Origin of the sequence: Pontibacter rugosus, from assembly GCF_042678745.1 — a bacterium.
Taxonomy (GTDB): Bacteria; Bacteroidota; Bacteroidia; order Cytophagales; family Hymenobacteraceae; genus Pontibacter; species Pontibacter rugosus.
Genome location: NZ_JBHTLD010000012.1, coordinates 16,624 through 42,019, shown reverse-complemented (window position 1 = coordinate 42,019; position 25,396 = coordinate 16,624). Strand labels below are relative to the sequence as shown.

The window sequence follows — 25,396 nt, the reverse complement described above, 5'->3', positions numbered from 1 at the left end:
CTGGTCCATATCCTCTCAGGACTGACAGCCTACACCTTTCTAGACCACAAAAACAAAAGGTTCAACCCCGCCAGAACGCTGGCTTAATTACCGAGTTCACGTTAACTTATACACTTGCTAATATTTTGTTTCTATGGATGCTCATTCTTTTGCTACTAATACATCGGCAGTCTAATGTGGCTATCAAAGTTGCATGTACAGTATTGGCTAGTATAGCTGGCGCCTTTATGGCGGGATCAAACGAGCTAGCATTAGTATATATGATGACAACTCTATTGTTTATACTAATCGTGAGCTGGATCAAAAAATCAAAAGACAGGTACTACCTCTTCACAATATTTTCTTTTTGCTTGCTTGTAAGCCTGTTTGTAGTACTTGCACCAGGAAATTATGCGCGGATGGAGATGCATGCTGTGGCAAGGCAGCCGGTATGGTCTGTACTATATGCTGGGGCACTTACGCTGGTTTCGCTGTACCGCTGGGGAGGCCTGCTTATTCTGGCATCCCTGGTATATGTGCTGGTGTTTGGAGCTCAGATCAGAGAAGCATACCAGCAATCGAGACTGTTTAAAGTACCGCTGTCACTCCTCTTTCTCTACATTATTGGTACGCTGTTTCTGATGCATTTTGTCTTCACGTGGGCAACAGGCGAAAGACCTACACCTAGAGTAGAAAATGTTATTTACTTTTTTCTGCTGCTCAGCTGGTTTTATACCTTACAAGTACTCATCATACAACGACCTTCCTGGCTTCTGATACAGCAGGCTCCTTTTCTTGTGAAGGGCGGGATTTTGCTATTGTTTTTGCTGTCTGTTCTTGATATTCAAAATAACGTCAGCACAGCCTACCTGGATTTGCTTTCAGGCAAAGCAGCGAAGTATAACTCAGCGCTTCAGGATCGAGCGGCATACCTTCATGAGAGTAAATGCTACAAGTGCATTGTTCCTGCCTTGCCTACCGTGCCAGCTTCGCTACACTTGTTGGATATTGAGCCAATCGGAGAGACAGAACATAAATGGGTAAATGAAGCCTATTTTAATAAAAAATCCATAATTTTAGCAGCACCAAATCCTCCCGTAAAAGATAATGTTAAAACTTTAGTAGATCTTGGGAAGCAGTGGCGCAGAAATACGGCGGAGTAGATTATGTATTTACTTTAGCTCCAGCTTTCCAGATGCTACATATTTGATCTTGCCTACATCCAGCAGTTCCCGTATAAGTTCGGTAACGGCAGCAGCATGTTTTACCTCAAACTGCTGCACCAGCTCCTTTGGCAAGTAATTCCTGACTTCTATAAGCTGCAAGAGTTTATCCCGCAAAGCCGCATGCTCCTGCCCTTCCCGCTCTTTTTTTCGCATGGACAGGCAGTAGTCACAGATACGGCAGCGCTTGTCGGTGATTTCTCCAAAGTATTCCAATAAGAGTTGCGTGCGGCAGCGATTTTCTGTCTCAACATAACGCCCTATTTCGGTTGCCTGCTGAAGAGCACGCTCCCGTAGAGTCTTCAGCTTTTTAGTATCTAGCGAAAGCTTACCTGCCTCTTCGCGGGGTGCTGTAAAAACAAGCTGCGGGGAATCATGCTGCGGCTCATAACTAAGCACCTGGAGCCGATGCAAATATTCCAGCTTTTTACGCAGCTCCTGCTCCGTTACCTGCAGTAGCTGCGCCATCTTTCGCTCCTGTAGTTTTACATAGTTCACGAAAGCTTCGCCTCCGTACAACCTTAATAGCAATTGTATCAGTTTATCGTGTTCAGGGTTCTTTAACTGAAAGCTGTAAAGCGCTGTGTTTTCTAACAGCAGCATTAGCCGGGAGGGCATATAGTACCCTTCGTTCAGTTGAATGAGGCCTTCTGATTCTAAACGCTTCATGGCGTGGTGTGCTCCCAGGGCTTTAAGTTTATACTGTTTAGCAAAGTCAGCGAGGTCAAAGTCGAAGCTGCTGAACTGCCCGCTGCCTACGGCCAATTGGAAATAGTTTGCCAGGCACTGGTACACCCTTCTGATATCTTCTACAGCAGGGTGAGCTTCCTCCACTTTGCGCTTCAACTCTGCCACATCGTTCGGGCCATAAAGCAGTGTGGCATACGCGTACATTTCATCACGTCCCGCACGGCCCGCTTCCTGATAATAGGCTTCCAGACTTTCAGGCAGATCCAGGTGCACGACCAACCGAACGTCTGGTTTATCAATACCCATACCAAAGGCATTTGTGGCCACTATAACCCGCACTTTATCCTCCACCCACAGCGCCTGCACCGCACTCCGCTGCTCAAACTTTAAGCCTGCATGATAAGCGGCGGCCGCTATGTGCCGGCTCTGTAGCAGCTTTGCCATTTCTACTGTCTGGCGGCGGCTTCTTACATAGACGATGCTCTGCCCTTGCATGCGCTGCAGTATTTCGAGTAGTCGGTTTGTTTTATCTTCTGTATAGAGGCAAGAGTAGGAAAGGTTGGAACGCGCAAAGCTCTTTTGAAATACATTCTGTTTTGGGAAACGCAGCTTCTCCTGTATATCCAGCTTTACCTGCTCTGTGGCTGTAGCAGTAAGTGCTATTACGGGTGTATGCGGCAGCAAGTCCCTCAACTCTGCTAACTGCAGGTATGGTGGCCTGAAATCATACCCCCACTGCGAAATACAGTGTGCCTCATCTACAGCCAGAAGGGAAACGTTCATGCGCTTCACCCGCTCCTGAAACAAATCAGTTAGCAGCCGCTCCGGCGACAAGTATAAAAATTTTACCTGTCCGTAAACGCAATTATCAAGTGCTATGTCAATCTCGCGCCGGCTCATACCTGAGTAAACAGCAATGGCAGCTATACCACGCTTCTTCAGGTTCTCGACCTGGTCTTTCATCAAAGCGATCAATGGCGTAATGACGAGGCAAATGCCCTCCAAGGCCATAGCAGGCACCTGGAAACAGATTGACTTTCCACCGCCGGTAGGAAGCAAAGCAAGTGTATCATGCCCAGTCAGCACCGACTGCACAATCTCTTCCTGCAAAGGCCTGAACTGAGTATAGCCCCAATAGGTTTTTAAGATGTGATGGATATCCTGCAATGTAGACTAGCTTAAAGTGGCAAAGATACTCTATAACATATAGAAGTCAGAGCGTAGGGAGCAGCTTTATACTAGTGTCTACCTGATTACTCAGAATAAGCAGGCACTACGTCATCGAGGCATACTACAGGTACAGAAGTAAAACTAAATCGCAAAAAAATACAGGCCAGACAAACCTCGCTGCTACCTTGGCAAACGGAAAGAAATGCCTGTAGTAATAAATAAATCAGGTGCTGCCTTACTAAGCCCTATACCAGCCCCTACATCTAGCTGCAGGTTGTTTTGTAACAGGAACATCAGTCCCATATCAGCAAAGTGTTCAGCTTTTTCACCTTTTTGTTTCTCTCCAAGCACTTCGATGTATGTCATTAACTTGTCTGATACATCAGCGGTTAAATTAACTCCATAGCTTTGGAGTGGTTCACTTTCTTCCCAACTATAGCCTAAGTTATAGGTTAGATCAAACCGCTGGTTTAGCTCATGAGATAAAGCCAGCACAAACTCAGGATCCGCATGCCTGGGAGTAACTTCTTTGCTACCCACTGGTAAATTAAGCCCTGATTGCAATGCTGCCTGCGGCAAAAGGCCATTCTGCTCCCACAGCTGCACGCGCAGTGCTACATTCAGCGGCCCAATACCATTCACTTTTCTGCGGCCACTGCTATTTTCTATGACAGAATCCTGTATCATACTTTGCAGCCGCAATTCCAGCCCCTTTAATATACCAGCCCGCACTAACACATTAGGATATGCATGTGAAGTTGTTTTATCTTCATTCTGAGTATCTTGCCAAAGGGTTAGTCCTGCCTCTACCTGCACCATACCCTGGGGCACCGTGTAGGTACCCTGGGTTAGATCTGGCCTTCCCGAGCTTATCTTTTCAACTTGCTCCTGCCCATAACTCTGCTCAAGAGTTAGTAAAAGAAAGCCGACTACTGCTAACAGAAGCTTGATGCTTTTCATGTGTAATTTCTCCAGATTTATACTTATTCTACTTTTTTGGTTGTTTTACGGAGCAGCCATCAAAACAAAGGGAAGTGATTTAAAAATGAGCTCATCATGCAGGTACTAAAAAGAAAAGCCCCTGCTTTTTTAAAGCAGGGGCTAAAACTACTGGTAAAGTAGAATTACGCGGCGGCAGACTGCCCGTCTTCGCGGTCTTCTATAACTTTTTTCAATTTCTCAATTGCTTGAGCAGCGCGCTCTTCATCAAAACGGTTGATGTTAAGCAGCATCTTGGTTTTCTCCTGACGCGTAATGGTCGGGTTATTAAGCAGGCGAATAATTTCTTCTTTCTGCTTTGCTGATGCATAACGCACACTGGCGGATTTATCTTCTTCCGGCTCTTTGGTTGCTTCTACCGTGTTGGAAGAAGATTTCATCGTAGCTTTCTTCTCAGTCGGCACCGCTGGTTTAGCAGTGGGTTCGTTGCCACTGTAGTCCATTTCCTCTACCGGAGTCGGCTCATAGCCAGCTGCCCTGATAATCCAGGCTAATATGTTACGATATGCCTTACCAATGGCACGTGTCTGAGCCATAGAAGCAATAGCAAACTCTTGATAATACTTTTTGCCTTGCTCACGGTTAGAGCAAATAGCAAAACCCGCACCAACTACCTGCTGGCTTCTAAGATCAAGCAGGTTTACCTTAGCCTGATATTTGATTTCCTCGTCTGTGCTGATATTCACCACATGCTCCACTACAGGCAAAATACCTAACCGAGAGCCAGCATACTGCCAGCCTTCTACATTCACATACTCTTTGCCTTGTATGTTTTGATACAGGCGGTTCTCTTTTATAAACTTTGCAAGGTCAACGGCCAGATGAAGCGTTTCATCAGATTTAGCTATATCGTAGCTTTCGATTTTTGCTTTTTTCTGCACCTTTACCTCTTTATTTGACTGATCCATACTTAATTAGCTTTCATAGTTGTTGTACAGTTAATAAACATAGCTGCCTAGCAAATAGTGCAAAATCAAGTCAGAAAATTTAAAATTAAAACACTGATTATAAATGCATTATAATTTATTTTCCTGCTTCTGCAATAAATTAACAGCAGCTAAACAAAAAGCTAAAAGTTGAGAATAGGGTGAAGTATGAATACGTAACAAATCATGAATTAGATTTGCACCGACAAATATGAGAAAATAAAGAAGTGACGGTAAGCTTAAAACTACAGAGGAATAAGAAGTTTACAGGGATGCAGGTGACTACTGCCTTAAGTACACGTTAGAAGAGCAAACTAAAAGCAAAGTTGCTATAGTTTTATAGGCTTCTAACCTGTTTACATTTTGCTTTTATAAGCAGCAATTGGATAGAAAAGGGTTTTGGCAAAGCATTGTTGAGCTTTGTAGCAGCACTAGGAAGTATGCAAGCTAAGCTAAGTAGTTTGATAAAGTTTAACAGGCTGTTGTTTATACTTAGCTTAAACAACAGCCTGTTGTAAAGCCTTTACCAGTAGCTGCTTCAAGTATAAACATCAAAGATAAGTGCTAAAGTCGGAGCCTCGTAAGTCTTTATACTAATAGGATGTTGGGGAATGACAGCATTGGCTCCTTCTTTACTTAATCGTTGCCTGTAATCAATTCATCTACAATTAAGCCATCCTTCATCACCAGCGTACGGTCGGCCATGGTTGCCAGCTGCTCGTTGTGCGTTACAATTACAAAGGTCTGGTTAAACTCCTGGCGCAAGCGAAAGAAGATATCGTGTAATTCCTGCGCATTTTTAGAATCAAGGTTTCCGCTTGGTTCATCAGCAAAAATTACTTTGGGCGAATTGATCAAGGCACGTGCGACAGCCGTTCGCTGCTGCTCTCCACCAGATAACTCAGATGGCTTGTGCCGCAGGCGATGCGATAGGTTCAGCATGTGCAGTAACTCTTCTGCTCTTTCGCGTACTTCTTTTTCTGGTCGGCCCGCCAAAAAGCCCGGTAGGCAGGCATTTTCGAGGGCACTAAACTCTGGCAGCAGGTTATGGAACTGAAAAATAAAGCCTATATGGCGGTTACGGAAACGTGCCATGTCAGCAGCACTCATTTTAGCGATATTGTTGCCATCAAACATAACCTCTCCTGAATCGGCAGTATCAAGGGTGCCCAGTATGTGCAGCAGTGTGCTTTTGCCTGCTCCTGATGCCCCCACAATGGAGACCACTTCGCCTGTGCCGATTGTCAGGTCGATACCTTTCAGCACATCTAAAGCACCATATTTTTTATGAATGTTTGTTACCTGCAGCACTATGTATAAGAATGAATTGGCTAAAAAGAACTGAGTTAATTCCCAAAGCTACAAATTTTCCTGATAGTTGATATATTTAGAACACCTGAGCTGTGCCTGCTATAGCTTTTTACGATCTGCTACAGCTGTTTCAACCTCTCTTTTATGTTTATGCCTTAGCATCAGCTGTAGTGGGTGGCGCATCTTCCAATACATCTTTAATATATAACTCATTGATGACAACCATCAGTATTGCTAATAACGGAGCAGCCATAAGTAAACCTAATGCACCCTGAGTTATACCTAAAAGCACCTGAAAAAACAGAAGCAAGGCCGGCGGCAAATCTACAGTTTTCTGAAAAATGATAGGTGTAACAACATAGCTTTCAATTAGCTGAATGCCACCATACACAAGAACCACATACAAGGCCATATCAGGGCCAACGGTAAGCCCAACTAACACTGCCGGCAAACCCGCCAGCCATGGCCCCACATTTGGTATAAAAGACAAGAAAAAGGCAATAAGCGCCAGAGCAAATGCCATGGGCAAACCGATCAGGTTATAACCAATGGCAGAACTAACGCCAACTACCGCCATAGCCGACAACATGCCTACCAGCCATGACTTAAGCGTAGTATAACACTTCCCCAGCACTTCCATTACACGCGTTCGGGAACGAACAGGAAATAATTTAGTAAGGCCTACTGTATATAATTTGGGGTTAGATGCCAAAAACAAAGCTGTAATTATAACAATACCAAAATCGGCCAGAAAGCTTAGTGTTGTGGAGAATACACCCGATATGTTTGAGAAAAGCGCGTCCTGCTTAGGCACCATTTTAGTCATGTCATCAGGCACATTATCTACCAGCTTTTGTCCCCAGCCATACTGTGTGAGCCAATTCTGTACCTGATCAACAGCCTGAGGTATTGTTTCCTGCATTTCCTGCACTTGCTTACTAACCGTAGGCGCTACCAGCCAAAAGGCGGCCACAATACTCCCGAAGAAAAACAGCACCGCCAGCAATAAACTTATCCCCCGCTTTATATGAAGCTTATCCACTAGCCAATCAGTCATACCACAGAAAAGCACTGCGAGCAATATAGCAGCCAAAACAAGCAAAAAGAAATAACCATGGGTGCCAAGCATATAAAAAGCAGCGGCAACTAGCAATACAATGGCAGCGGCAATGGCAACACGTTTAGAATAAGTATATATATCAGGCATAGTAACTGGAAAATCATACAAAATAATTAACTAACCCTGTTTACTTGGATTATGGTATACTCGTTTCAAAAGAACATGAAGGGCATTGTTCTTACTTGTTATACAACAGGCACGCGCGCACTACGTAAGAATATTTTAAAAACGCATTACTTGAAATTAAGGCGATAAAGGCTTACTTTCGTGCGTCCATTAAAACTGAAAGCATGAACATACACGAATATCAGGCTAAAGAGATTTTAAAAGGCTACGGCGTACGCATCCAGGAAGGAATCGTGGCTGACACGCCAGAGCAAGCTGTTGAGGCTGCTAAGAAACTGACAGAAGAGACTGGCACTAGCTGGCACGTTATCAAGGCGCAGATCCATGCGGGTGGCCGTGGTAAAGGTGGCGGTGTGAAACTGGCTAAAAACCTTGAGCAGGTAAAAGAGATTTCTGACCAGATCCTGGGCATGACATTGGTGACACACCAAACAGGCCCTGAAGGTAAACTGGTACAAAAAGTACTAGTGGCACAGGATGTTTACTACCCTGGCGACTCTGAGCCAAAAGAGTTTTACCTGAGCATCCTGCTTGACCGTGCAAAAGGTCAGAATGTGATTATGGCCTCTACCGAAGGTGGTATGGACATTGAAGAGGTAGCTGAGAAGACTCCAGAAAAAATCATCAAAGAGTGGATTGACCCTGCTGTTGGTCTGCAAGGTTTCCAGGCTCGTAAAGTAGCTTTTGCTTTCGGTTTAGAAGGTGAAGCCTTTAAAGAGATGGTGAAGTTTGTTACCAATCTTTACAAAGCTTATGTTGATACCGACTCTTCTATGTTCGAGATCAACCCAGTATTGAAAACTTCTGATAACAAAATATTAGCCGTTGACGCTAAAGTTGACCTGGATGACAACGCTTTGTTCCGCCACAAGAACCTGGCTGACCTACGTGACACGTCAGAAGAAGATCCTTTGGAAGTTGAAGCTGGCGAGTATAACCTTAACTATGTGAAGCTTGATGGTAACGTTGGCTGTATGGTGAACGGTGCTGGTCTGGCCATGGCAACGATGGATATTATCAAGCTTTCTGGTGGCGAGCCAGCTAACTTCCTGGACGTAGGTGGTAGCGCAAACGCTCAGACAGTTGAAGCTGGTTTCCGTATTATCCTGAAAGACCCTAATGTTAAGGCTATTCTAATCAACATCTTTGGCGGTATCGTACGTTGCGACCGTGTTGCGAATGGTGTGGTTGAGGCTTATAAAAACATTGGCGATATCCGTGTTCCAATCATCGTTCGTTTGCAAGGTACAAATGCAGAAGAAGGTGCTCGCATCATTGATGAGTCTGGCTTGAAAGTTTACTCAGCTGTAGTTCTAAAAGAGGCTGCTGAGAAAGTAAAGCAGGTACTTGCTGAGCAAGGCATCTAGTTCAAATTTTTATAAAACAGAAAAGGCTGCCAAAATTGGCAGCCTTTTCTGTTTTATAGCTAACGAAGGAAACTTTGTATAGCCTTCCTTCGCTACTTTTAAGAAGTACACCTCTCTATACCACTTCCAGTTCAACATTAATATTGCCGCGTGTTCCCACAGAATACGGACAAATTTGATGCGCCTCATCCACCATCTGCTTTGCTTTTTCGTTATCAACGCCTTTTAAATCTACACGCAGCTTAACGGCAAGTCCAAAAGCTCCGTCATCATTCTTGTTCAGATCGACATGAGCTGTCACAGTAGATTCAGGATTCAGACGTTCTTTATGATTACCAGCTACCACAAGCAAGGCACTTTGGAAGCAAGCAGCATACCCAGCTGCAAATAGCTGTTCGGGATTTGTGCTTTCTCCCTGGCCACCCAAACTTGCAGGTAAGGCTAATTTCATATCAATTATACCGTCATCAGATTTTACTTCGCCTTTACGGCCACCTGTTGCAGTTACCACTGCTGTATACAATTTTTCCATAGTTAGTTTGTTTTATACTTGATGATACCCTACTTATACCTTAACTATAGAAGTAAGCTGAATGTTTTCTAATTGAGTTAGTAGCTTTGAGTTTACTGCTTTACTGTGCCAGTAACTTTAATATCAAGATTTAAGGCTGCTGTGGTTTAAAATTCAAGTATGAGGAAATAAAAGCCATAGTCAACCATTTTACAATCTTCAGAAAATTGCTCCGAGAATAAATGGTCATGCGGCTAGTTTTTTCTTACATTTAAACCCTTACTCCTTGCGATAAGAGAAGCAGATGTAGCCATTAATAAAAAAGCGAAGTATATGTTTCGTTTTCTGCGCATACTTCCTATTTTTGCACCACATACTTGCACCCGTAGTTCAACTGGATAGAATATCGGATTTCGGCTCCGAGGGTTAGGGGTTCGAATCCTCTCGGGTGCACATCTTTAGAAAAGGCCTTGTAAAATGTATTTACAAGGCCTTTTTTATGTTAAATTAAGCGGTGTTTTAAATAGTGCTAGGATAAATGTTGAAGAACGTTATAAACCACCTTTAACGGATCCTGGTCACGGTTTTATCGCCCCATCGCACTGCTTTAATGCCCAAAACCGCTTTGCCAGAACAATTTCCAGCCGGTTTTCACCTACAAAAACCGATTACAACCTGGCACTTATAAACAACAGAGCTATATTAGCAACGTAGTTTTATTATCACACGTTCAGCACTTTTCAAATGATTACTACTAGAATACTAATACTTGCCGTAACGTTCCTTTTTAGTGGATGTGCAGGCAACATGCAAAAAGTTAGGAAGAACCAGTTCAACAACCCAATTGCCTTGCAAAGGGCAGACCCGCATGTGTGGAAAGCGGCCGATGACACATACTACTTTATTGCCACAGTACCTGAATACGATCGTATAGAGATACGTAAGTCAAAAACCATTAATGGCATCAAAGAAGCCAAACCGGTGGTCGTGTGGAACAAGCATGAAGAAGGTCCTATGGGGCAACATATTTGGGCTCCGGAACTGCATCATATCAATGGAAAATGGTACATCTATTTTGCAGCCGCTTCAACAGAGGATAAATGGGCAATCCGCAAGTATGCTTTATCAAATGCGTCGGAAGATCCTACAACAGGCGCATGGAAAGAAGAAGGAGAGATTGTGAGCAACAGAAATGAATTCACCCTCGATGCCACCACCTTTGTGCATAAGGGTCAACGGTATATGATATGGGTAGACAGGGCATCTAACAAAGAAGTAAATACCGGCTTATACATTGCAAAGATGACAAGCCCAACTACTCTTGATGACAAACAGGTGGTAATTTCTCAACCTGAGTATGCATGGGAACGGCAGGGACATAACGTGAATGAGGCTCCGGCAGTGCTTATACGCAACGGAAAGGTGTTTGTCACTTTCTCAGCTAGTGCCACCGATGCCAATTATGCCATAGGCTTAATATGGGCCGATGAGAATGCAGATTTTCTTAATCCTGAATCTTGGAATAAATTACCCGAGCCAGTTTTTTACTCTAACCCTGAACTCAAGCGTTTCGGTCCAGGACACAATAGCTTTACGGTGGCTGAGGACGGTAAAACAGACATAATGATTTACCATGCCCGTGATTATAAAGATATCAATGGCGAGCCACTGTACGACCCAAATCGTCACACTCGTGCCAGAGTGTTGCATTGGACAAAAGACGGTATGCCTGATTTTGGTCAAAACTTAAATGACGATGAAACGGCATTAAAGCAATAAGAAAGTAGGCTTGATCTGAAACACCTTAGGCTTTTTAGCACGCACCGTTAAAGTAATGTTTGGGATATGTGAATAAGCAAAACATCACTTTGATTAATCCGGCGCTTATTATAAAAAACAGTCAGCTACTTAGTAATGCAGTTATTCTTCCTGCTCACTTGGTAGCTGATTGTTTTTAAATTATCATGAAGGAACCTCTCGTTGCTGCAGGCATAAATATGGAAGGAATGCCCACAGTTTATACTTGAACAAGCAGACTTACATTATTATCGGACAAAATCATCCCTCATGACTATTCTGAAGTATAGAATTTTCTAGTTTCCTACAATACTTACTTTAGCAGGCGCACATCATATACACCACCCGCCACAGAGCCGTCATGCGCTGCAAACTTCACAGTAAGGATATTGTTTCGTGTATTTCTCGTTACCGCCTCCGGCAGCTCATAATCAACGTTGAAGAACGTGTCTCCCTGGGTGCCATCCAGCTGCACCGTTTTTAGCAACTTGTCATTCACGTAAATGTCGAAGCTGCGGTCTTTGTCGAGGCCGTAGTAGGTGACGCGCAGTTTGCGGCCCGCCTTGTCCTTGTTCCGCAGATCGTAGCTGAACCACCGGCTGGCGTGGCGCCAGTGGCGGTCGCGGAACACGCCGGATTCTGTTTGCTCGCCTTTGTAGTTGTGGTCTGACTCGGGTTGCTGCTCTCCCGGCACCACTCGGTCCACAGTACTGGCCTCCAACAGCAGCTTCACGCGTTCTTCTTCCCGCAGCGCCTGCTTTCGGGCTTCCAGTGCCTCCGGTGTCGATATGGGCCAATAGACCATATAGCGCGCATCGTGCACCTGGAAAAAGGGCACCAGTTCCACGTTTTTATACTTGTCTGACGCGATGAGGCTGGACGCTGTAAAGGTGAGCGGCTTCCCTGCAACCGGACTTATGCCAGCGGCAACATTTTTGTCGTTGGTAACCAGCACAGGCGCTTCTTCAATCGAGTACAAAGGTCCGTTGGCGATGTGCCCCATGCGGCTGCCATCGGCCACCAAGCCCTCCAGATCAGTTTTATCCGTGACAGCGGCCAATACGATGGGGCCATGCACAAAAGAGACCCAGCCGGAGGAATCGGGCAGGTACTCGGCCTTTGTCTCCATCGGCAGCGCCACCGTCACCACATCCCCTGACTTCCATTTGCGCGCTACGGTTACATAGGCAGCACCGGGAGCCGTTGTGGTTTTCACCGCCTTGCTGTTTACCAGCACCTGCAGGTTTCCCTCCTTTATCCAGCTTGGTTTTCTAATGTTCAGGGCGAACTTCTGCGGCTTTTTGAGCGCCAGTTTCAGCGATGTGGCTTCTTCGTAGGGGAAGCTGGTGCTTTGCGTCAGGGTGATGTCCCGCTCCTTCCACTCCAGCGTGGAGGGGATAAATAGGTTCACAAAAAGATCCTGCTCGTTGTGCGCATAAATTAGCTCGCCATACTTGCCGTGGTTCTCCAGCCCCGAGCCGACACAGCACCAGAAGCCATCTTCCGGTTTGGAGTACACCCGGTAGTGGCGTGGCCGCATGGGCGTAAAGTATACAAAACCGCCCCGCGTGGGGTGCTGCGATGAGAGGATGTGATTGTACAGGCCGCGCTCGTAGTAGTCGATGTATTCAGCCGAAGCCTCTGTTAAGTATAGCTGCTTCGAGAGCTTCAGCATGTTGTAGGTGTTGCAGGTCTCCGGCCCCTCCCGCGACTCGATCATCGGCGAGAAATCGTTGGTGGGATGGAAATGTTCGCGCACGCTGTTGCCCCCAATAGAGACGGTTCTGTCGTTGACGACGGTATTCCAGAAAAAGCCCGCGGCACCCGCCCAGGCGGGGTCACCGCCTACTTCTGCCACGCGCTTGTAGCCGATCACTTTCGGAATCTGTGTGTTGGCATGCATGCCGGTCAGGTTATCTTTGCCAGCAAGCAAGGGGTCAAGTATGGCGCGGTGCGAAAACCGCCGGGCCAGCTCCAGGTACTTTTTGTCTCCGGTAATCTCGGCCACATCAGCAAACACTTCGTTCATGCCGCCGTGTTCGCTGCGCAGCATGTCCTGCATATGTGCGTCCGTTAAATCCTTCGTCAGGTTCAGGCTCCAGTCCGATAGTTTTACGAGCATGTCCTTTGCCTTCTCATTACCGGTGTACAGGTAAGCGTCGCGCAGGCCGGCGTACAGTTTGTGGATGTTGTACCAGGGCACCCATTTGTCGTTCAGCGAAAAGCTTCCGGCATCAATATTCCCCTTCGCGATTTCCTGCCACATGGCCTCTCCGCCGGGCACGCCGCCAATGTAGCCGTTGCCGTTCTGCTGCTGACAAGCCGCCAGTTGGTCCACCATGTAATTCAGCCGCTGCAGCAGTTCCGGGTTTCCCGTGGCCGAATACATCAGCGAAAGCGCGGTAAGGTAGTGGCCGCCGATATGCCCGTCGAGGCCGGTGTTTTCCCAGTTCCCGTAACTCTCGGCTTTTGGTTTGATTCCGGCTTCCCGCAAGTATGGCGCCAGCAGCCTGTCCGGGTCAAGCGCCAGGATATACTCCATGTCCGTTTGCTGCGCCTGCTTGAAAGGACTGTCTTTCAGTTTCACAGCAGCGAGGGGAAAAGCCTCCAGCTGCCGTTCCTGCGCAAATCCGATAGCCGGAAACAACAGGAGAATGAGAAAAAATGGTTTAATGCTCATAGGTATCATATGATTAGGCTTCTGCCTTACAGATGAAAAGATGCTCTTCCTTCTGCAAGGCAACATTCGGTACATAGGTAAAATTCAGTATTTCAAGCTACTGCGCCATACAAACGGCGCTACTACAAGTATAGAAGCAGCTGTTTGCAAGGTCCGGTTGCTGCTGCACACAGTGCTTACTCCTTTGTCATCACTTTAGGCCAGCCATCCTTAGTCCAGCGCAGCTCCTCGATGCGCAGCTTTGGCTTGCCCTCGTCCTGTGCATCATACCCATGGAAAATGATGTAGTCCTTGCCATCAAACGTCTCCACGGCGTTATGTCCTACTCCATGCCACTTGCTGTCGCCCGCTAAAAGTATGGTGCCGCCGCCGGTTTGCAATGCGTTTCCCTCCTTGTCCACATAAGGACCGACTAGCTTTTTAGACCGTCCCACAATCATTTTATAGGAGCTGTTCACGCCTTTGCAGCAATAGTCAATAGAAGCAAACAGATAGTAGTACTTGCCCTTCTGAAAGATAAATGGCGCTTCGATGGCATTGCCGCCCGCGTCTACCGGGTTGTTGTCGACAGAGGGCGGATTGGGCGCTGAAAGGTCTTTTTTGCGGCTGGCGATAATCTGCAGGTTCTCCGGTTCCTCGGCCAGGTGCATCCTGTCTTTGGTGAGCTTCACGATGGGCAGTCCGTTCCAGAAAGAACCGAATGAGAGGTAAGGCGTTCCCTTTTTGTCCGTGATCAGGTTCGGATCGATGGCGTTCCAGTTGGTTTTGCCCGGGTAAGACTGAATGATCTTGCCGTGGTCCGTCCACTTGTAGTTCGGATCAGACGCATCGAGCGTAGTATTCGTGGCCAGCCCGATGGCCGAGGTGTTCTTGCCAAACGCTGACACTGAGTAATAGAGATAGTACTTGCCGTCGTGGTAGCTGATATCAGGTGCCCAGATGTGGCCCTTAAAGCCCGGGATAGCCTCTACCGCCCACTGGGGCGGGGCATCAAACACCGGCTTCACAAATTTCCAGCTCTCCAGGTCCTTCGACGACCACATCGCAATGCCGTTCCCAGTGCTGAAAAGGTAGTAGGTATCGTCCTGCTTAATCATGACCGGGTCATGTACAATAATGTCTTTGCGTAAAGGCTGCTCCTGGTTCGGAGACTGCGCCTGCAGGTTCATTGCCAGGAACACACCCAGGCAAAGCACCACTAGTTTTTTATACTTCATACTGCACGTTTTGCGGTTGCTGATTTATTTAGATGACGGTGAAGGAGCTGCCGGTTTATACTTCCCTCCTCTTATACTTCTTACTTATACTTGTTGCACTTGCATATCTTCCACTTGCGGCCGCTGTTAAGCTTTATACTTGCGGGGCCACAGGTGGACCCGTTACATCACGGCTCTAAGCCGCTCGGCGCTTGTTTCCGGGGTGATGTCGCGCTGTGGATCGCCTAGCATTTCGTAGCCCACCATAAACTTCTTCACCGTGGCCGAACGCAGGAGCGGCGGGTAGAAGTGCATGTGCCAGTGCCAGCCTTCATGCTGCTGTCCGTCTGTCGGACTTTGATGGATGCCGGCTGAATAAGGGAAGGAGATGTCAAACAAACGGTCGTACGTGGCGGTCAGTTGCCGGATGGCATCGGCAAAGGCAGTCTTCTCGTCGTCGCCCAGTTGCCCGATGTGCTGCAGGTGCTTCTTCGGCAAAATCATCGTCTCGAAAGGCCAGACCGCCCAAAAAGGCACCAGCACCACAAAGTGCTCGTTCTGGTACAGCAGCCGCTCCTTCTCCTCCAGTTCCAATTCCACATAGTCCTGCAGCAGACTGCGGCCGTGCTCCTGGAAGTATGCCTGCTGCTGCTTCGTTTCCTGGGCAGGGGCAGCGGGCACGGTGCTTTGGGCCCAAATCTGGCCGTGCGGGTGCGGGTTGCTGCAGCCCATGGCCTCGCCCTTGTTCTCAAAAATCTGTACGTGGTTAATGTAGTCCAGCTTTCCCAGTTCCTCGTACTCTTGCTGCCACAGGTCCACCACTTTCCGGATGTCGCTCACGTCCATGTCGGCCAGCGTCTGGTCGTGGCGGGGCGAGAAGCAGATCACCTTGCAGATGCCGCGCTCGCTCTCGGCCTTCAAAAGCCCGCCCTTGTGAAAGCCTCCTTCGGGTGTATTTTCCGTTAAAGCTGCAAAGTCGTTTTGGAAAATATAAGTAGAAGTATAAGCCGGGTTGCGCTCCCCCCCAATCCGCTCATTCGAAGGACACAGGTAGCAGGTAGGGTCGTACTCCGGCCGCTCTGCCTTTGTAATTTTCTCCTGCTGCCCCTGCCACGGCCGCTTGGCCCGATGCGGCGACACAAGCACCCATTCGCCACTTAAAGGGTTATACCTGCGGTGCGGATGCTCTGCTAAATCAAATGCTGCCATACGTGTAATGCGTTAGGTTTAAACCTGTATCTGCTGCTATGCTGTCTTTGTTATTGGCTGCGCCACAAGGCTGGAGCCGTTTACTATTTCGGCCATATAGGTTTTGAGGCTGATGCCGAACTTACGCTGGTAAGCCTCCTGTTGCTGCGCGATAAAGGAATCAATCTCCTGAAGCCGCACTAAGTTGATGGTACATCCGCCGAAGCCGCCGCCCATCATGCGGGCACCCAGCACGCCTGCCTTGCCTTTTGCCGCTGCCACCAGGAAATCCAGCTCAGGGCAGCTTACTTCGTAATCATGCTGCAGCCCTGCATGCGAGGCATACATGTTCTGCCCAAACGCCTCCATCTCGCCGCACTGCAGGTGCTGGCAGGCTTCCTCCACCCGCGCATTCTCCAGCACGATATACTTACAGCGCTTGTACACCACCGCGTCAAATTCCTCCTTGTATCGCTCCAGCATTGCCAGTGTAGCATCCCGCAGGCTTTGCACCTCAGGGTAATGTTGCTGCAGCAGCGCCACACCCGCCTCGCACTCCTGCCGGCGTGTATTGTATTCTGATGAGGCGAGCGAATGCTTTACCTGCGTATCGCACAGCACAATGCGGTATTCTTGCATGTCCACCGGGAAGTACTCATACGCCAGGGAGCGGCAGTCCAGCTTCACGGCGTGGTGCTGCTTGCCAAACATACTTGCAAACTGGTCCATGATGCCGCACAGCACACCGGCAAACTCGTGCTCGGCTTTCTGCGCCATGCGCACCATCGTGAGGCGCTCCAGCCCAAAACCGTGCAGGTGGTCTAGCGCAAATGCCAGGCCGCACTCCACCGCCGCCGATGAGGACAGTCCCGCTCCGATGGGTATGTTGCCACCAAAAACGAGGTCGAAGCCCTTCACCTCCAGGGTCGCTTTCTGAAACTGCTTTACCACACCCAGCAGGTAGTTGGCCCAGCCGATGTCTGTTTTGCCGATATTAGCTAGATAGAACTCCGCACTCTCTTCCAAATCGTGGGCATGAAAGCGGAGTTTGTCCGTGCCGTTGAAGGCAATAGCAAAGTATATTTCCTTGTTGATCGCGGCAGGAAGCACAAACCCTTCATTATAATCCGTATGCTCCCCAATCAGGTTGACACGGCCCGGAGAACGCACAAGCGTGGGCGTTGCCTGGAATATGCTTTCGAACTTCTGCTGAATGATATCTTCCAAAGTCTTTGTTCTTTAATTTCAATTTTGCTTTCTAGCTCCGGCATTAGCCCAGGTTAAAGCTTTATACTTTGTTAGCCGGATGCCTGCTTTCCATAAACCTATGCAGTGTTTGTCCCGTTTCAAGCACTGGCATGTAGGTAGCAAAGGCTTCTAATCTTATATTTGACACTTTGCTGCGCTATGAAGCTGGATAATTTTTAAATACGATTTTCCCTGCCCTTACTTTATACTTGTAAATGATGAATCCTAAAAACACCGCATTTCTCTTCGACCTGAACGGGACTATTATTGACGACATGGCTTATCATGCCAAAGCATGGTACCACATACTTGCCGAAGACCTGGGCGCGGACCTTACGTTTGAGGAAGTAAAGCAGGAGATGTATGGAAAGAACGCTGAGGTGCTGGTTCGCATTTTCGGAGAGGATCATTTCGATACAGATGAAATTGAAAAACTATCTACAAAAAAAGAAAGCTATTACCAGCATGCCTACAAGCCCCACCTGGAGCTGATCAACGGGTTGCAGGAGTTCCTGGCTCAGGCAGCTGCCGCCAACGTAAAAATGGCCATTGCCTCTGCCGCTATTACCGACAACATTGATTTTGTCATCGACAACCTGAACATCCGTCACTACTTCCAGGCCTTGGTTAGTGCCGACGATGTTTCCACCAGCAAACCTAACCCAGAGACATTCCTGAAAGCCGCCGAGAAGTTAAATGCAGATCCGGCTGATTGCATTGTGTTTGAGGATGCGCCCAAAGGTGTAGAGGCAGCCCAGAATGCGGGTATGCGGTGTGTTGTAATTACTACGGCGCACCCCAAAGAGGACTTTGCCCAGTACGACAACGTGATAGGCTACATCGCCGATTATACGGAACCTTACATCAAGAACTTTTTTGAGCAGCAGTAAGCAAAAGATGGAGCAAAGCGAATCACGGATTGTTTGGCCCGCTTCTTCGCTTTGCTCCTGCCCTTTGGTTGGCTAAAAGGTTTTGTTTATCTGGTAGTACACTTCGCTCCAACGCAGTTCATTCTGCAGTTGGCGCAGTTTTGTGTCTTTGTCAATCACTACGGATTCAATGCCGGCTATGTCGGCAAAGTCCTGCAACTGCTCCGAGCTTAGGTTCTGGCTGTAGCAAGTATGGTGGGCACCACCGGCTAGTATCCAGGCAGCGCAACCAGTTTTCATGTCCGGATATGGCTTCCAGAGCACGCGTGCCACCGGCAGGTTCGGCAGGTCTTCCTGCGGCTCCACCGCCTCCACCTCATTTACCAGCAATCTGAAGCGGTTGCCCATATCGATGATGGAAGCGTTCAGCGCCGGGCCTCCCGCCACGTTAAACACCAGGCGCACCGGATCTTGCTTGCCACCAATTCCCAGCGGGTGCACCTCGCACGAAGGTTTTCCACTGGCAATCGACTCATCAATCTCCAGCATGTGTGAGCCCAGCACCAGCTGGTTGTTCGGGTCGAAATGATAGGTATAGTCTTCCATAAAAGCGTTGCCACCTTCCAGCCCGCTTCCCATTACTTTCATGGCTCGCACCAGGGCAGCTGTTTTCCAGTCGCCCTCGCCAGCAAAGCCGTAGCCCTGGGCCATTAGGCGCTGGGCGGCTATACCCGGCAACTGCGCCATGCCGTGCAGGTCTTCAAAGGTGTCCGAGAACCCTTTGAAGTTGCCGTCTTCCAGAAACGCGCGCAGGCCTATTTCAATTTTAGCAGCCTCACGGAGCGAGTTGTACTGATCACCGCCTTTACGCAGTTTTTCCACTACGGCGTAGCGTTCCTCATACTCTTTTGTCAGCGTGTTGATTTCGCCATCGCTTACTTGGTTAATTATCTTTACTAAGTCGCCGATGCCGTAGGTGTTTACCGAGAAGCCAAACTTCATCTCTGCCTCTACTTTGTCGCCATCGGTTACGGCCACAAAGCGCATGTTGTCACCGAAGCGGGCAAACTTGGCTCCCTGCCAGTCGTGCCAGCCACAGGCCACACGCGCCCAAGCGCCTACCTGCTCTAGTACTTCACTATCCTGCCAGTGGCCGACCACCACCTTGCGGTTCATGCGCAGTCGCGACACGATAAAACCGAATTCCCGGTCGCCGTGCGCGCTTTGGTTCAGGTTCATGAAGTCCATGTCGATGGAGCTCCACGGAATGTCGCGGTTAAACTGGGTGTGCAGGTGCAGCAGCGGCTTCTTGAGTATTTTCAGGCCGCCAATCCACATCTTAGCTGGGGAGAAGGTGTGCATCCAGGCGACAACGCCTATGCAGTTCTCCGCCACGTTTGCGTCCTGGCAAATGCGGTAGATCTCCTCCGTTGTCTTTACCACTGGCTTAAATACCACCTTCACCGGTACCTGCCCCGCCTGGTCAAGACCCTGCGCTATTTGCTGTGAGTGCTCCGCTACCTGGCGCAGCGTTTCCTCGCCATATAAATGCTGGCTGCCTGTCACAAACCAGATTTCGAACTGCTTTAAATCTATCATAAATAAAGTGTGTTTTTAACAATAATAACTTTTGGCAAAAAAGAGGGTGTTGCAGCTCCTTTGCTGCAACACCCTCTTTCTACTTTAAAACCAGAGGAAGTAATAAATCAATCCTATAATGAGCACTATACCCGCAGCACCAATGTTGAATGGCGTGCCCGTGTTAAACAGCACCGGATCCGATACAATTGCCTTTGGATCAGAAAGCGGCATTTTGGCATTAGTGTATAATATAATTCCGATCATCAGGAACAGGGCAGCCAGGAAGTAAAGCGCCTCAATGCCGTAGTAGCTGTACTCGGGTGTGTAAACAATCCCGGCAAGCAGTGTGATAATACCCAGCACAAAGAATACGTAGGAGAACCCTGCAATCTTGCGCTGTCTGCTTTCCGGCGGAAGCGGCGACTTTATTTTTACTCCTGTCTCGGCAAAGCTAATCACAGAAGCGATCACGCAGAGGATGATGAATACATAGCCCATGCGGAGCAGGAACGGCATCTCGGGGCTGATCACCTTGAAGATGATACCTGCCGGAATGGTGGCAATGGCTGTCCAAAGCGCGGCGTTGGCCGTAATCTGTCTCCAGAAAAGGCCCATACCGAACACGGCCACCACACCTGGGTAAATGTAGCCGGTATACTCCTGGATGTACTGGAACACCTGGTCGAGCGAGCTTAGCTGCGGCGCCACAATAGCCGCAATTGCCAGCGAAACGATAGCCACAATTCTACCCACGCGCACCAACTGGCGGCTGGTTGCGTTCGGTTTGAAGTATGGGTTGTAAATGTCCATAGTAAAGATGGTGGCGGTACTGTTCACCATCGAGGCCAGGGAAGAAACAATAGCAGCAGCCAGGGCGGCAAACGCCAGTCCTCGGATACCAGATGGCACAAAGTTTTTCAGCAACCAAGGGTACGCCTGGTCTGACTTCGCGATCGTACCTATCTCACCTACTGATTTACCCAAAATAACAGCAAGTTCCTCCGGTGTGTGTGCATTCAGGAGCACGTATGCGGCTATACCTGGTATAACCACGATAATCGGCATTAAGATTTTAAGGTAACCAGCGAAAAGGAGACCTCTCTTCGCTTCGTTTATACTTTTAGCAGCGAGGCCTTTCTGGATGATATACTGGTTAAAGCCCCAATAACCTAGGTTTGTAGCCCACATGGCACCAGCAATTACAGCGATACCCGGCAGGTCAATAAAAGCGTCTTTCTGCCCACCTGTACCGTCCGGCACATAGATTCTGCCCTCTGGGATTACCATAGTAAAGTGCTCTCTGGCTCTATCGTATAAGTTAGAAAGGCCGGCGAAGATACCCTCCCCTGCGCCAACGGCATCTAAAGCCAAATATGTTGTCAGAAGGCCACCGCCTACCATGAACACCACCTGCACCACATCTGTCCAGGCTACCGCTTCCAAGCCGCCGTAGATGGAGTAGATGGCGGAGAAGAGCAGCAGGCCAATGATTCCGTACTGAAGCGGCACGCCCATGATACTCTCCATAGCAAGTGCACCCAGGTAACTTACCGAGGTAAGGTTTACGAAAACGTACACTAACAGCCAGAAAACCGCAAAGGCTGTACTTACGCCCCTGTTAAAACGCTGATTCAGGAACTGTGGCATGGTATAAATGCCCTTGTCGATAAACACAGGCAGGAAGAACTTTGCCACGATGATCAGCGCCACAGCGGCCATCCACTCATAAGCCGAAATAGCCAAGCCGATGGCAAAGCCAGAGCCGGAGGTGCCGATAAAGTGTTCTGCAGAGATGTTAGCAGCAATCAGGGAAGCACCCACAGCCCACCAAGTCAGGGACTTGTCAGCCAAAAAATACTCCTGAGATGTCTTTTCTACTCCTTTTTTGGTTCTGGATACCCAAAGCCCAAGAGATAGGATGATTATGGCATAAAGAACGAAGACTATGTAGTCTAGTGTCGAGAATCCGGCTGTCATGTAGGGATAGCTTTAGTGTTTTTAGTTTGTAGAAATTTGAATATATGGAAATATCTTTACTTACTTAGCACTTAACTGCGTCTACTATCCCCCCACAACCAACATTTATCTTACCAGCAGACGAAACAGGCCTTATTGTCCATAGTAGGAGTCGGGGCCGTGCTTGCGCTCGTAATGCTTCCTGATGAGCGAGTCCTGCAGGCGTGGTGCATCCGGCCTGATCTGTTCTGTTAAGAAGGCCATGCGAGCCACTTCCTCCAGCACGGCGCTGTTATAAACAGCCTTGGCTGCTGTTTTGCCCCATGTAAAGGGCGCATGATTTCCCACCAGCACCATCTCCACCTCCTCGTAGCTCATATTTTTCCCCTTCAGGTAATCCATGATCTGAAAGCCTGTCTGGTACTCATAATTCCCCTGAATCATCTCATCGCTCATGGGTGGAGCACACGGAATATCCACGGTGTTATGATCGGCGTGGGTGGTGCCGTAAATAGGAATATCGCGCTGCGCCTGCGCCCAGGAGGTGGCGTAGGTCGAGTGAGTGTGTACAATGCCACCGATTTTCTCCCAGTGCTTGTACAGCACGGCGTGGGTTTTGGTATCGGAAGATGGCCGCAGGTCGCCTTCCACGGTATTGCCGTCAAAATCAACAATCACCATGTTCTCCGGCGAAAGGTCCACATAAGGCACTCCGCTTGGTTTGATGGCAAAAACGCCAAGGTCACGGTCGGCGGCACTCACGTTTCCGAAGGTAAAAAGTACGAGCCCCAGTTTGGGCAGCTCCATGTTAGCCTCGTAGGCACTTTGTCTTATATCCTGATACTTGCTCATGCTGTCGCTTATCTTACTACTTCTTCCTGCTTGTCCGTTACCTGTAGTTTAGCAGTCGGCACCAGGTTTTCAATTGCCTTGCCATGCGCTTTGTACTGCTTATAGCGGCTGGCATACAGGGCAGCGCGCGTGCTGTCTGGGAAATACTCGGCATCAAAACCCTGTCCCATGGCCTCCATGGCGTCCTCTACTTTATCGTACACACCGGCCACGGTGGCGGCAAACATCGCCGCGCCAATCGCGCAGGTCTGCTCTGACTTGTGGATGCGGATGGGCATGTTCATCACGTCCGCCATCATTTGCATGATGAAAGGTGATTTCCGGGCAACGCCGCCCAAGCCGATGAGTCCTTTTACCGGAACGCCCTGCGCTTCGAAGCGGTCTACAATACTTTTTGCCCCAAAGCAGGTAGCCTCTACCAGCGCTCTAAACACGCGTGGTGCATCACTGCCGAGGCCCAGCCCAAGTATGGCACCCTTCAGAAGTTGGTTCGCATCTGGTGTGCGGCGGCCGTTAAACCAGTCTATGGCAAAGGCATCGTTTTCTGACAGCGGCAGTTGCTCCGCCTGTTTGGTAAGTTCTGGTATGATTTTGTCCGAGACCTCCTGCATAAGCGCCGCAGCCGTTTCGGCAGAAATAACCTGCGACTGCGAGAGCAACTGCTCCAGCGGCCAGATCAATAGCCTTTTAAACCAGGCATAGGTATCGCCAAAAGCAGATTGCCCTGCTTCCAGGCCCATCATGGCAGGTATAACAGAACCGGGCACCTGGCCACATATGCCGTTTACCAGTTTATCCTCTACTTCGGCAATAGGCGCAACCAGCATGTCGCACGTAGAAGTGCCCATTACTTTGCTCAGGTGGTATGGCTCTATCTGCCCGCCAACGGCACCCATGTGTGCGTCAAAGGCTCCTACACCTACCAACACATCTGTGCTTAGCCCCAATCGGTCAGCCCACTCCTGGCTTAGGTTGCCAGCTGCCTGATCTGACGGATACGCGTCTTTGAAAAGGCGATCGGTAAAACCATCCAACAGCGGATCAAGGGAAGAAAAGAAGTTATTGGGAGGAAGGCCTCCAAACTCGGCGGCCCAAAGCGATTTATGTCCGGCTGCGCATACGCTGCGCTTCAGTTGCATCACATCATTCCCGCCGGTTAGCAAAAACGGAATCCAATCGCAGTGCTCTACCCAGGAGAAGCAGGCATTGCGCACCTGCTCATCTACCCGAAGCACGTGCAGCAACTTTGCCCAGAACCATTCTGAAGAGTAAATGCCGCCTACATACTGGAGGTAATTGGTATCGAACTTGGTGGCGTGTTCATTTATTTCTGCTGCTTCGCCTACAGCCGTGTGGTCTTTCCACAGCACGAACATGGCGTTGGGGTTCTCGCTGAACTCGGGTAACAGGCCCAGCGGTGTTCCGGTTCTGTCAACGGCAATGGGCGTAGAACCCGTCGTATCGATGGAGATGCCTTTTACATGGGGAGCCACGTCAGCACCTGCCTTGCTGATACATTCCTTAATGGTGTTTTCCAGCCCTTCCACATAATCCAGCGGGTGTTGCCTGAACTGGTTTTCACTTGGAATGCAATGCAGTCCTTTTTGCCACCGTGGGTAATAATAAACAGAGGAGGAGATCTCCTCTCCGTTATGGGCATTTACCAGTACAGAACGAACAGAGTCAGTTCCGTAATCTACCCCTATCACATAAGCTATATCTTTCACAAGCAACTTCTTTTTTATTTTGTGTCAAATTAACACTTATTTCGAAAGTAAAAAAGAATATTGCCTGAAAGTATCAGGAAAGAAGGTACTCTTCAGGGTTTGGAATAAACTTCAGAAAGGCCTGAAGGTTGCTTGAGTATTTACTGCGATCTAGCTGATAGAAGTATGCGCCTTTCTTTGAGCTTTCCTTATCCTTCTCATTTTGCTTGATAAACAGATTAGTAGATAAGAGTTTACGGTTAAAGTTACGCTTATCAAAAATCGTCTCGTAGAGGCCTTCGTAGAGTGCATGTACCTGCGGAAGCGTAAATTTTTCAGGCAACAGTTCGAACAGAAGCGGGTGTAGCGATGCTTTGTAACGAAGCCTGTGTTTGGCTTTCTCTACCATATCGCCATGGTCAAAAATGAGTTCTGGCATTGCCTGCAGGGGAAACCACTCTGCGTTATACTCTTTGCTCAGGCTCTTTTCATACTTCTGGATATTAATTAGAGCGAAGTAAGCGACCGCTATGGTTCGCTCCACAGGGTCGCGCTTTGGGTTTCCGAACGTGTGCAGCTGCTCCATATAGACATCGTCGAGCCCGGTAAGATCTTTCAATATCCTGATGGCACCTTCATCTAGATTCTCGTTTGGCTGCACAAAACCTCCCATCAGGCTCCACTTCCGCTTTTCAGGCGCTATGCCGCGCTGTACGAGTAGAAGCTTATAGCTATCTCCGTCAAAACCGAATATGATGCAGTCCACGGCCACAAGCATCCGCGTCTGTCCTGAATATTTCAACATCTTACTATTTTTTACTGTTGACTATTTTATTCCTCAAATCTAAAGGATAGATCGGAGTAGTCAACCATTTTATACATAGAATGAAGTATAAACATG

20 protein-coding genes and 1 tRNA gene are annotated in these 25,396 nt (G+C 48.4%); 6 read left to right on the top strand and 15 right to left on the bottom strand.

Translation table 11 applies throughout. From position 1 onward, the window contains the following. The first annotated feature begins 137 nt into the window (after window positions 1–137). Window positions 138–1,142: a DUF6056 family protein gene (locus ACFQ2O_RS02835; protein WP_377522763.1), complete on the top strand. Its 1,005-nt coding sequence runs from the start codon at window positions 138–140 to the stop codon at window positions 1,140–1,142. Between the two features lie 9 nt (window positions 1,143–1,151). Here the strand turns inward: ACFQ2O_RS02835 and ACFQ2O_RS02830 are convergent, their stop codons facing one another. From ACFQ2O_RS02830 to ACFQ2O_RS02810, 5 genes are all read right to left on the bottom strand, one after another. Further along, window positions 1,152–3,059, bottom strand: a complete 1,908-nt coding sequence (locus tag ACFQ2O_RS02830) for a RecQ family ATP-dependent DNA helicase (RefSeq protein WP_377522760.1) — start codon at window positions 3,057–3,059, stop codon at window positions 1,152–1,154. A gap of 183 nt (window positions 3,060–3,242) precedes the next feature. Next, window positions 3,243–4,022, bottom strand: a complete 780-nt coding sequence (locus tag ACFQ2O_RS02825; RefSeq protein ID WP_377522759.1) for a transporter — start codon at window positions 4,020–4,022, stop codon at window positions 3,243–3,245. Between the two features lie 164 nt (window positions 4,023–4,186). Continuing rightward, on the bottom strand, window positions 4,187–4,969 hold the full coding sequence (locus ACFQ2O_RS02820; protein WP_377522758.1) for a hypothetical protein: 783 nt from the start codon (window positions 4,967–4,969) through the stop codon (window positions 4,187–4,189). Window positions 4,970–5,623: 654 nt separating this feature from the next. Next, window positions 5,624–6,298, bottom strand: a complete 675-nt coding sequence (locus ACFQ2O_RS02815) for an ABC transporter ATP-binding protein (RefSeq protein ID WP_377522756.1) — start codon at window positions 6,296–6,298, stop codon at window positions 5,624–5,626. 148 nt (window positions 6,299–6,446) lie between these two features. Continuing rightward, window positions 6,447–7,505: an AI-2E family transporter gene (locus tag ACFQ2O_RS02810; RefSeq protein WP_377522755.1), complete on the bottom strand. Its 1,059-nt coding sequence runs from the start codon at window positions 7,503–7,505 to the stop codon at window positions 6,447–6,449. A 203-nt stretch (window positions 7,506–7,708) separates the two neighbouring features. On the opposite strand from ACFQ2O_RS02810, the gene sucC reads away from it, so the two are divergent. Then, window positions 7,709–8,911 (top strand): ADP-forming succinate--CoA ligase subunit beta, encoded by a 1,203-nt coding sequence (gene sucC / locus ACFQ2O_RS02805; RefSeq protein ID WP_377522753.1) that lies wholly within the window; start codon window positions 7,709–7,711, stop codon window positions 8,909–8,911. Window positions 8,912–9,026: 115 nt separating this feature from the next. On the opposite strand, the gene ACFQ2O_RS02800 is transcribed toward sucC, so the two are convergent. Next, window positions 9,027–9,443, bottom strand: a complete 417-nt coding sequence (locus ACFQ2O_RS02800) for an organic hydroperoxide resistance protein (RefSeq protein ID WP_377522749.1) — start codon at window positions 9,441–9,443, stop codon at window positions 9,027–9,029. A 358-nt stretch (window positions 9,444–9,801) separates the two neighbouring features. Between ACFQ2O_RS02800 and ACFQ2O_RS02795 the strand changes: the two genes are divergently transcribed. The 3 genes from ACFQ2O_RS02795 to ACFQ2O_RS02785 all read left to right on the top strand — a co-directional run bounded on the left by ACFQ2O_RS02795 (window position 9,802) and on the right by ACFQ2O_RS02785 (window position 11,201). Next, window positions 9,802–9,875 (top strand) — tRNA-Arg (locus tag ACFQ2O_RS02795). 24 nt (window positions 9,876–9,899) lie between these two features. Further along, the gene (locus ACFQ2O_RS02790) at window positions 9,900–10,136 is read left to right on the top strand and encodes a hypothetical protein (protein ID WP_377522747.1); all 237 of its coding nucleotides are present in this window, start codon (window positions 9,900–9,902) and stop codon (window positions 10,134–10,136) included. A 30-nt stretch (window positions 10,137–10,166) separates the two neighbouring features. After that, on the top strand, window positions 10,167–11,201 hold the full coding sequence (locus ACFQ2O_RS02785; protein WP_377522745.1) for a glycoside hydrolase family 43 protein: 1,035 nt from the start codon (window positions 10,167–10,169) through the stop codon (window positions 11,199–11,201). Between the two features lie 331 nt (window positions 11,202–11,532). On the opposite strand, the gene ACFQ2O_RS02780 is transcribed toward ACFQ2O_RS02785, so the two are convergent. From ACFQ2O_RS02780 to ACFQ2O_RS02765, 4 genes are all read right to left on the bottom strand, one after another. Continuing rightward, window positions 11,533–13,899 carry a beta-L-arabinofuranosidase domain-containing protein gene (locus tag ACFQ2O_RS02780; protein ID WP_377522741.1) on the bottom strand — a complete coding sequence of 789 codons (2,367 nt, stop codon included), beginning with the start codon at window positions 13,897–13,899 and terminating at the stop codon, window positions 11,533–11,535. Window positions 13,900–14,075: 176 nt separating this feature from the next. Beyond that, window positions 14,076–15,116, bottom strand: a complete 1,041-nt coding sequence (locus ACFQ2O_RS02775; RefSeq protein ID WP_377522739.1) for an arabinan endo-1,5-alpha-L-arabinosidase — start codon at window positions 15,114–15,116, stop codon at window positions 14,076–14,078. 162 nt (window positions 15,117–15,278) lie between these two features. Next, a complete protein-coding gene (locus ACFQ2O_RS02770) occupies window positions 15,279–16,304 on the bottom strand; it encodes a UDP-glucose--hexose-1-phosphate uridylyltransferase (protein ID WP_377522738.1) in 1,026 nt (341 codons plus the stop codon). Between the two features lie 36 nt (window positions 16,305–16,340). After that, the gene (locus ACFQ2O_RS02765; protein ID WP_377522735.1) at window positions 16,341–17,510 is read right to left on the bottom strand and encodes a galactokinase; all 1,170 of its coding nucleotides are present in this window, start codon (window positions 17,508–17,510) and stop codon (window positions 16,341–16,343) included. A 239-nt stretch (window positions 17,511–17,749) separates the two neighbouring features. Between ACFQ2O_RS02765 and ACFQ2O_RS02760 the strand changes: the two genes are divergently transcribed. Further along, the gene (locus ACFQ2O_RS02760; RefSeq protein WP_377522762.1) at window positions 17,750–18,421 is read left to right on the top strand and encodes an HAD family hydrolase; all 672 of its coding nucleotides are present in this window, start codon (window positions 17,750–17,752) and stop codon (window positions 18,419–18,421) included. 72 nt (window positions 18,422–18,493) lie between these two features. Here ACFQ2O_RS02760 and araA read toward each other — a convergent pair whose 3' ends face one another. The 5 genes from araA to ACFQ2O_RS02735 all read right to left on the bottom strand — a co-directional run bounded on the left by araA (window position 18,494) and on the right by ACFQ2O_RS02735 (window position 25,300). After that, on the bottom strand, window positions 18,494–19,999 hold the full coding sequence (gene araA / locus ACFQ2O_RS02755) for an L-arabinose isomerase (protein ID WP_377522734.1): 1,506 nt from the start codon (window positions 19,997–19,999) through the stop codon (window positions 18,494–18,496). An 84-nt stretch (window positions 20,000–20,083) separates the two neighbouring features. After that, window positions 20,084–21,958, bottom strand: a complete 1,875-nt coding sequence (locus tag ACFQ2O_RS02750) for a sodium:solute symporter family transporter (protein WP_377522732.1) — start codon at window positions 21,956–21,958, stop codon at window positions 20,084–20,086. A 132-nt stretch (window positions 21,959–22,090) separates the two neighbouring features. Further along, the gene (locus ACFQ2O_RS02745; RefSeq protein WP_377522731.1) at window positions 22,091–22,789 is read right to left on the bottom strand and encodes an L-ribulose-5-phosphate 4-epimerase; all 699 of its coding nucleotides are present in this window, start codon (window positions 22,787–22,789) and stop codon (window positions 22,091–22,093) included. 8 nt (window positions 22,790–22,797) lie between these two features. Further along, on the bottom strand, window positions 22,798–24,516 hold the full coding sequence (locus ACFQ2O_RS02740) for a ribulokinase (protein ID WP_377522729.1): 1,719 nt from the start codon (window positions 24,514–24,516) through the stop codon (window positions 22,798–22,800). A 73-nt stretch (window positions 24,517–24,589) separates the two neighbouring features. Next, window positions 24,590–25,300 (bottom strand): NUDIX hydrolase, encoded by a 711-nt coding sequence (locus tag ACFQ2O_RS02735; RefSeq protein WP_377522728.1) that lies wholly within the window; start codon window positions 25,298–25,300, stop codon window positions 24,590–24,592. Window positions 25,301–25,396 lie beyond the last annotated feature (96 nt).

Coding starts and splice junctions, on each gene's coding strand:
- ACFQ2O_RS02750 (WP_377522732.1), bottom strand. CDS start 21,958: ATGACAGCCGGATTCTCGACACTAGACTACATAGTCTTCGTTCTTTAT.
- ACFQ2O_RS02825 (WP_377522759.1), bottom strand. CDS start 4,022: ATGAAAAGCATCAAGCTTCTGTTAGCAGTAGTCGGCTTTCTTTTACTA.
- ACFQ2O_RS02810 (WP_377522755.1), bottom strand. CDS start 7,505: ATGCCTGATATATATACTTATTCTAAACGTGTTGCCATTGCCGCTGCC.
- ACFQ2O_RS02745 (WP_377522731.1), bottom strand. CDS start 22,789: ATGAGCAAGTATCAGGATATAAGACAAAGTGCCTACGAGGCTAACATG.
- ACFQ2O_RS02770 (WP_377522738.1), bottom strand. CDS start 16,304: ATGGCAGCATTTGATTTAGCAGAGCATCCGCACCGCAGGTATAACCCT.
- araA (WP_377522734.1), bottom strand. CDS start 19,999: ATGATAGATTTAAAGCAGTTCGAAATCTGGTTTGTGACAGGCAGCCAG.
- ACFQ2O_RS02760 (WP_377522762.1), top strand. CDS start 17,750: ATGAATCCTAAAAACACCGCATTTCTCTTCGACCTGAACGGGACTATT.
- ACFQ2O_RS02775 (WP_377522739.1), bottom strand. CDS start 15,116: ATGAAGTATAAAAAACTAGTGGTGCTTTGCCTGGGTGTGTTCCTGGCA.
- ACFQ2O_RS02780 (WP_377522741.1), bottom strand. CDS start 13,899: ATGAGCATTAAACCATTTTTTCTCATTCTCCTGTTGTTTCCGGCTATC.
- ACFQ2O_RS02735 (WP_377522728.1), bottom strand. CDS start 25,300: ATGTTGAAATATTCAGGACAGACGCGGATGCTTGTGGCCGTGGACTGC.
- ACFQ2O_RS02790 (WP_377522747.1), top strand. CDS start 9,900: ATGTATTTACAAGGCCTTTTTTATGTTAAATTAAGCGGTGTTTTAAAT.
- ACFQ2O_RS02820 (WP_377522758.1), bottom strand. CDS start 4,969: ATGGATCAGTCAAATAAAGAGGTAAAGGTGCAGAAAAAAGCAAAAATC.
- ACFQ2O_RS02800 (WP_377522749.1), bottom strand. CDS start 9,443: ATGGAAAAATTGTATACAGCAGTGGTAACTGCAACAGGTGGCCGTAAA.
- ACFQ2O_RS02785 (WP_377522745.1), top strand. CDS start 10,167: ATGATTACTACTAGAATACTAATACTTGCCGTAACGTTCCTTTTTAGT.
- sucC (WP_377522753.1), top strand. CDS start 7,709: ATGAACATACACGAATATCAGGCTAAAGAGATTTTAAAAGGCTACGGC.
- ACFQ2O_RS02835 (WP_377522763.1), top strand. CDS start 138: ATGCTCATTCTTTTGCTACTAATACATCGGCAGTCTAATGTGGCTATC.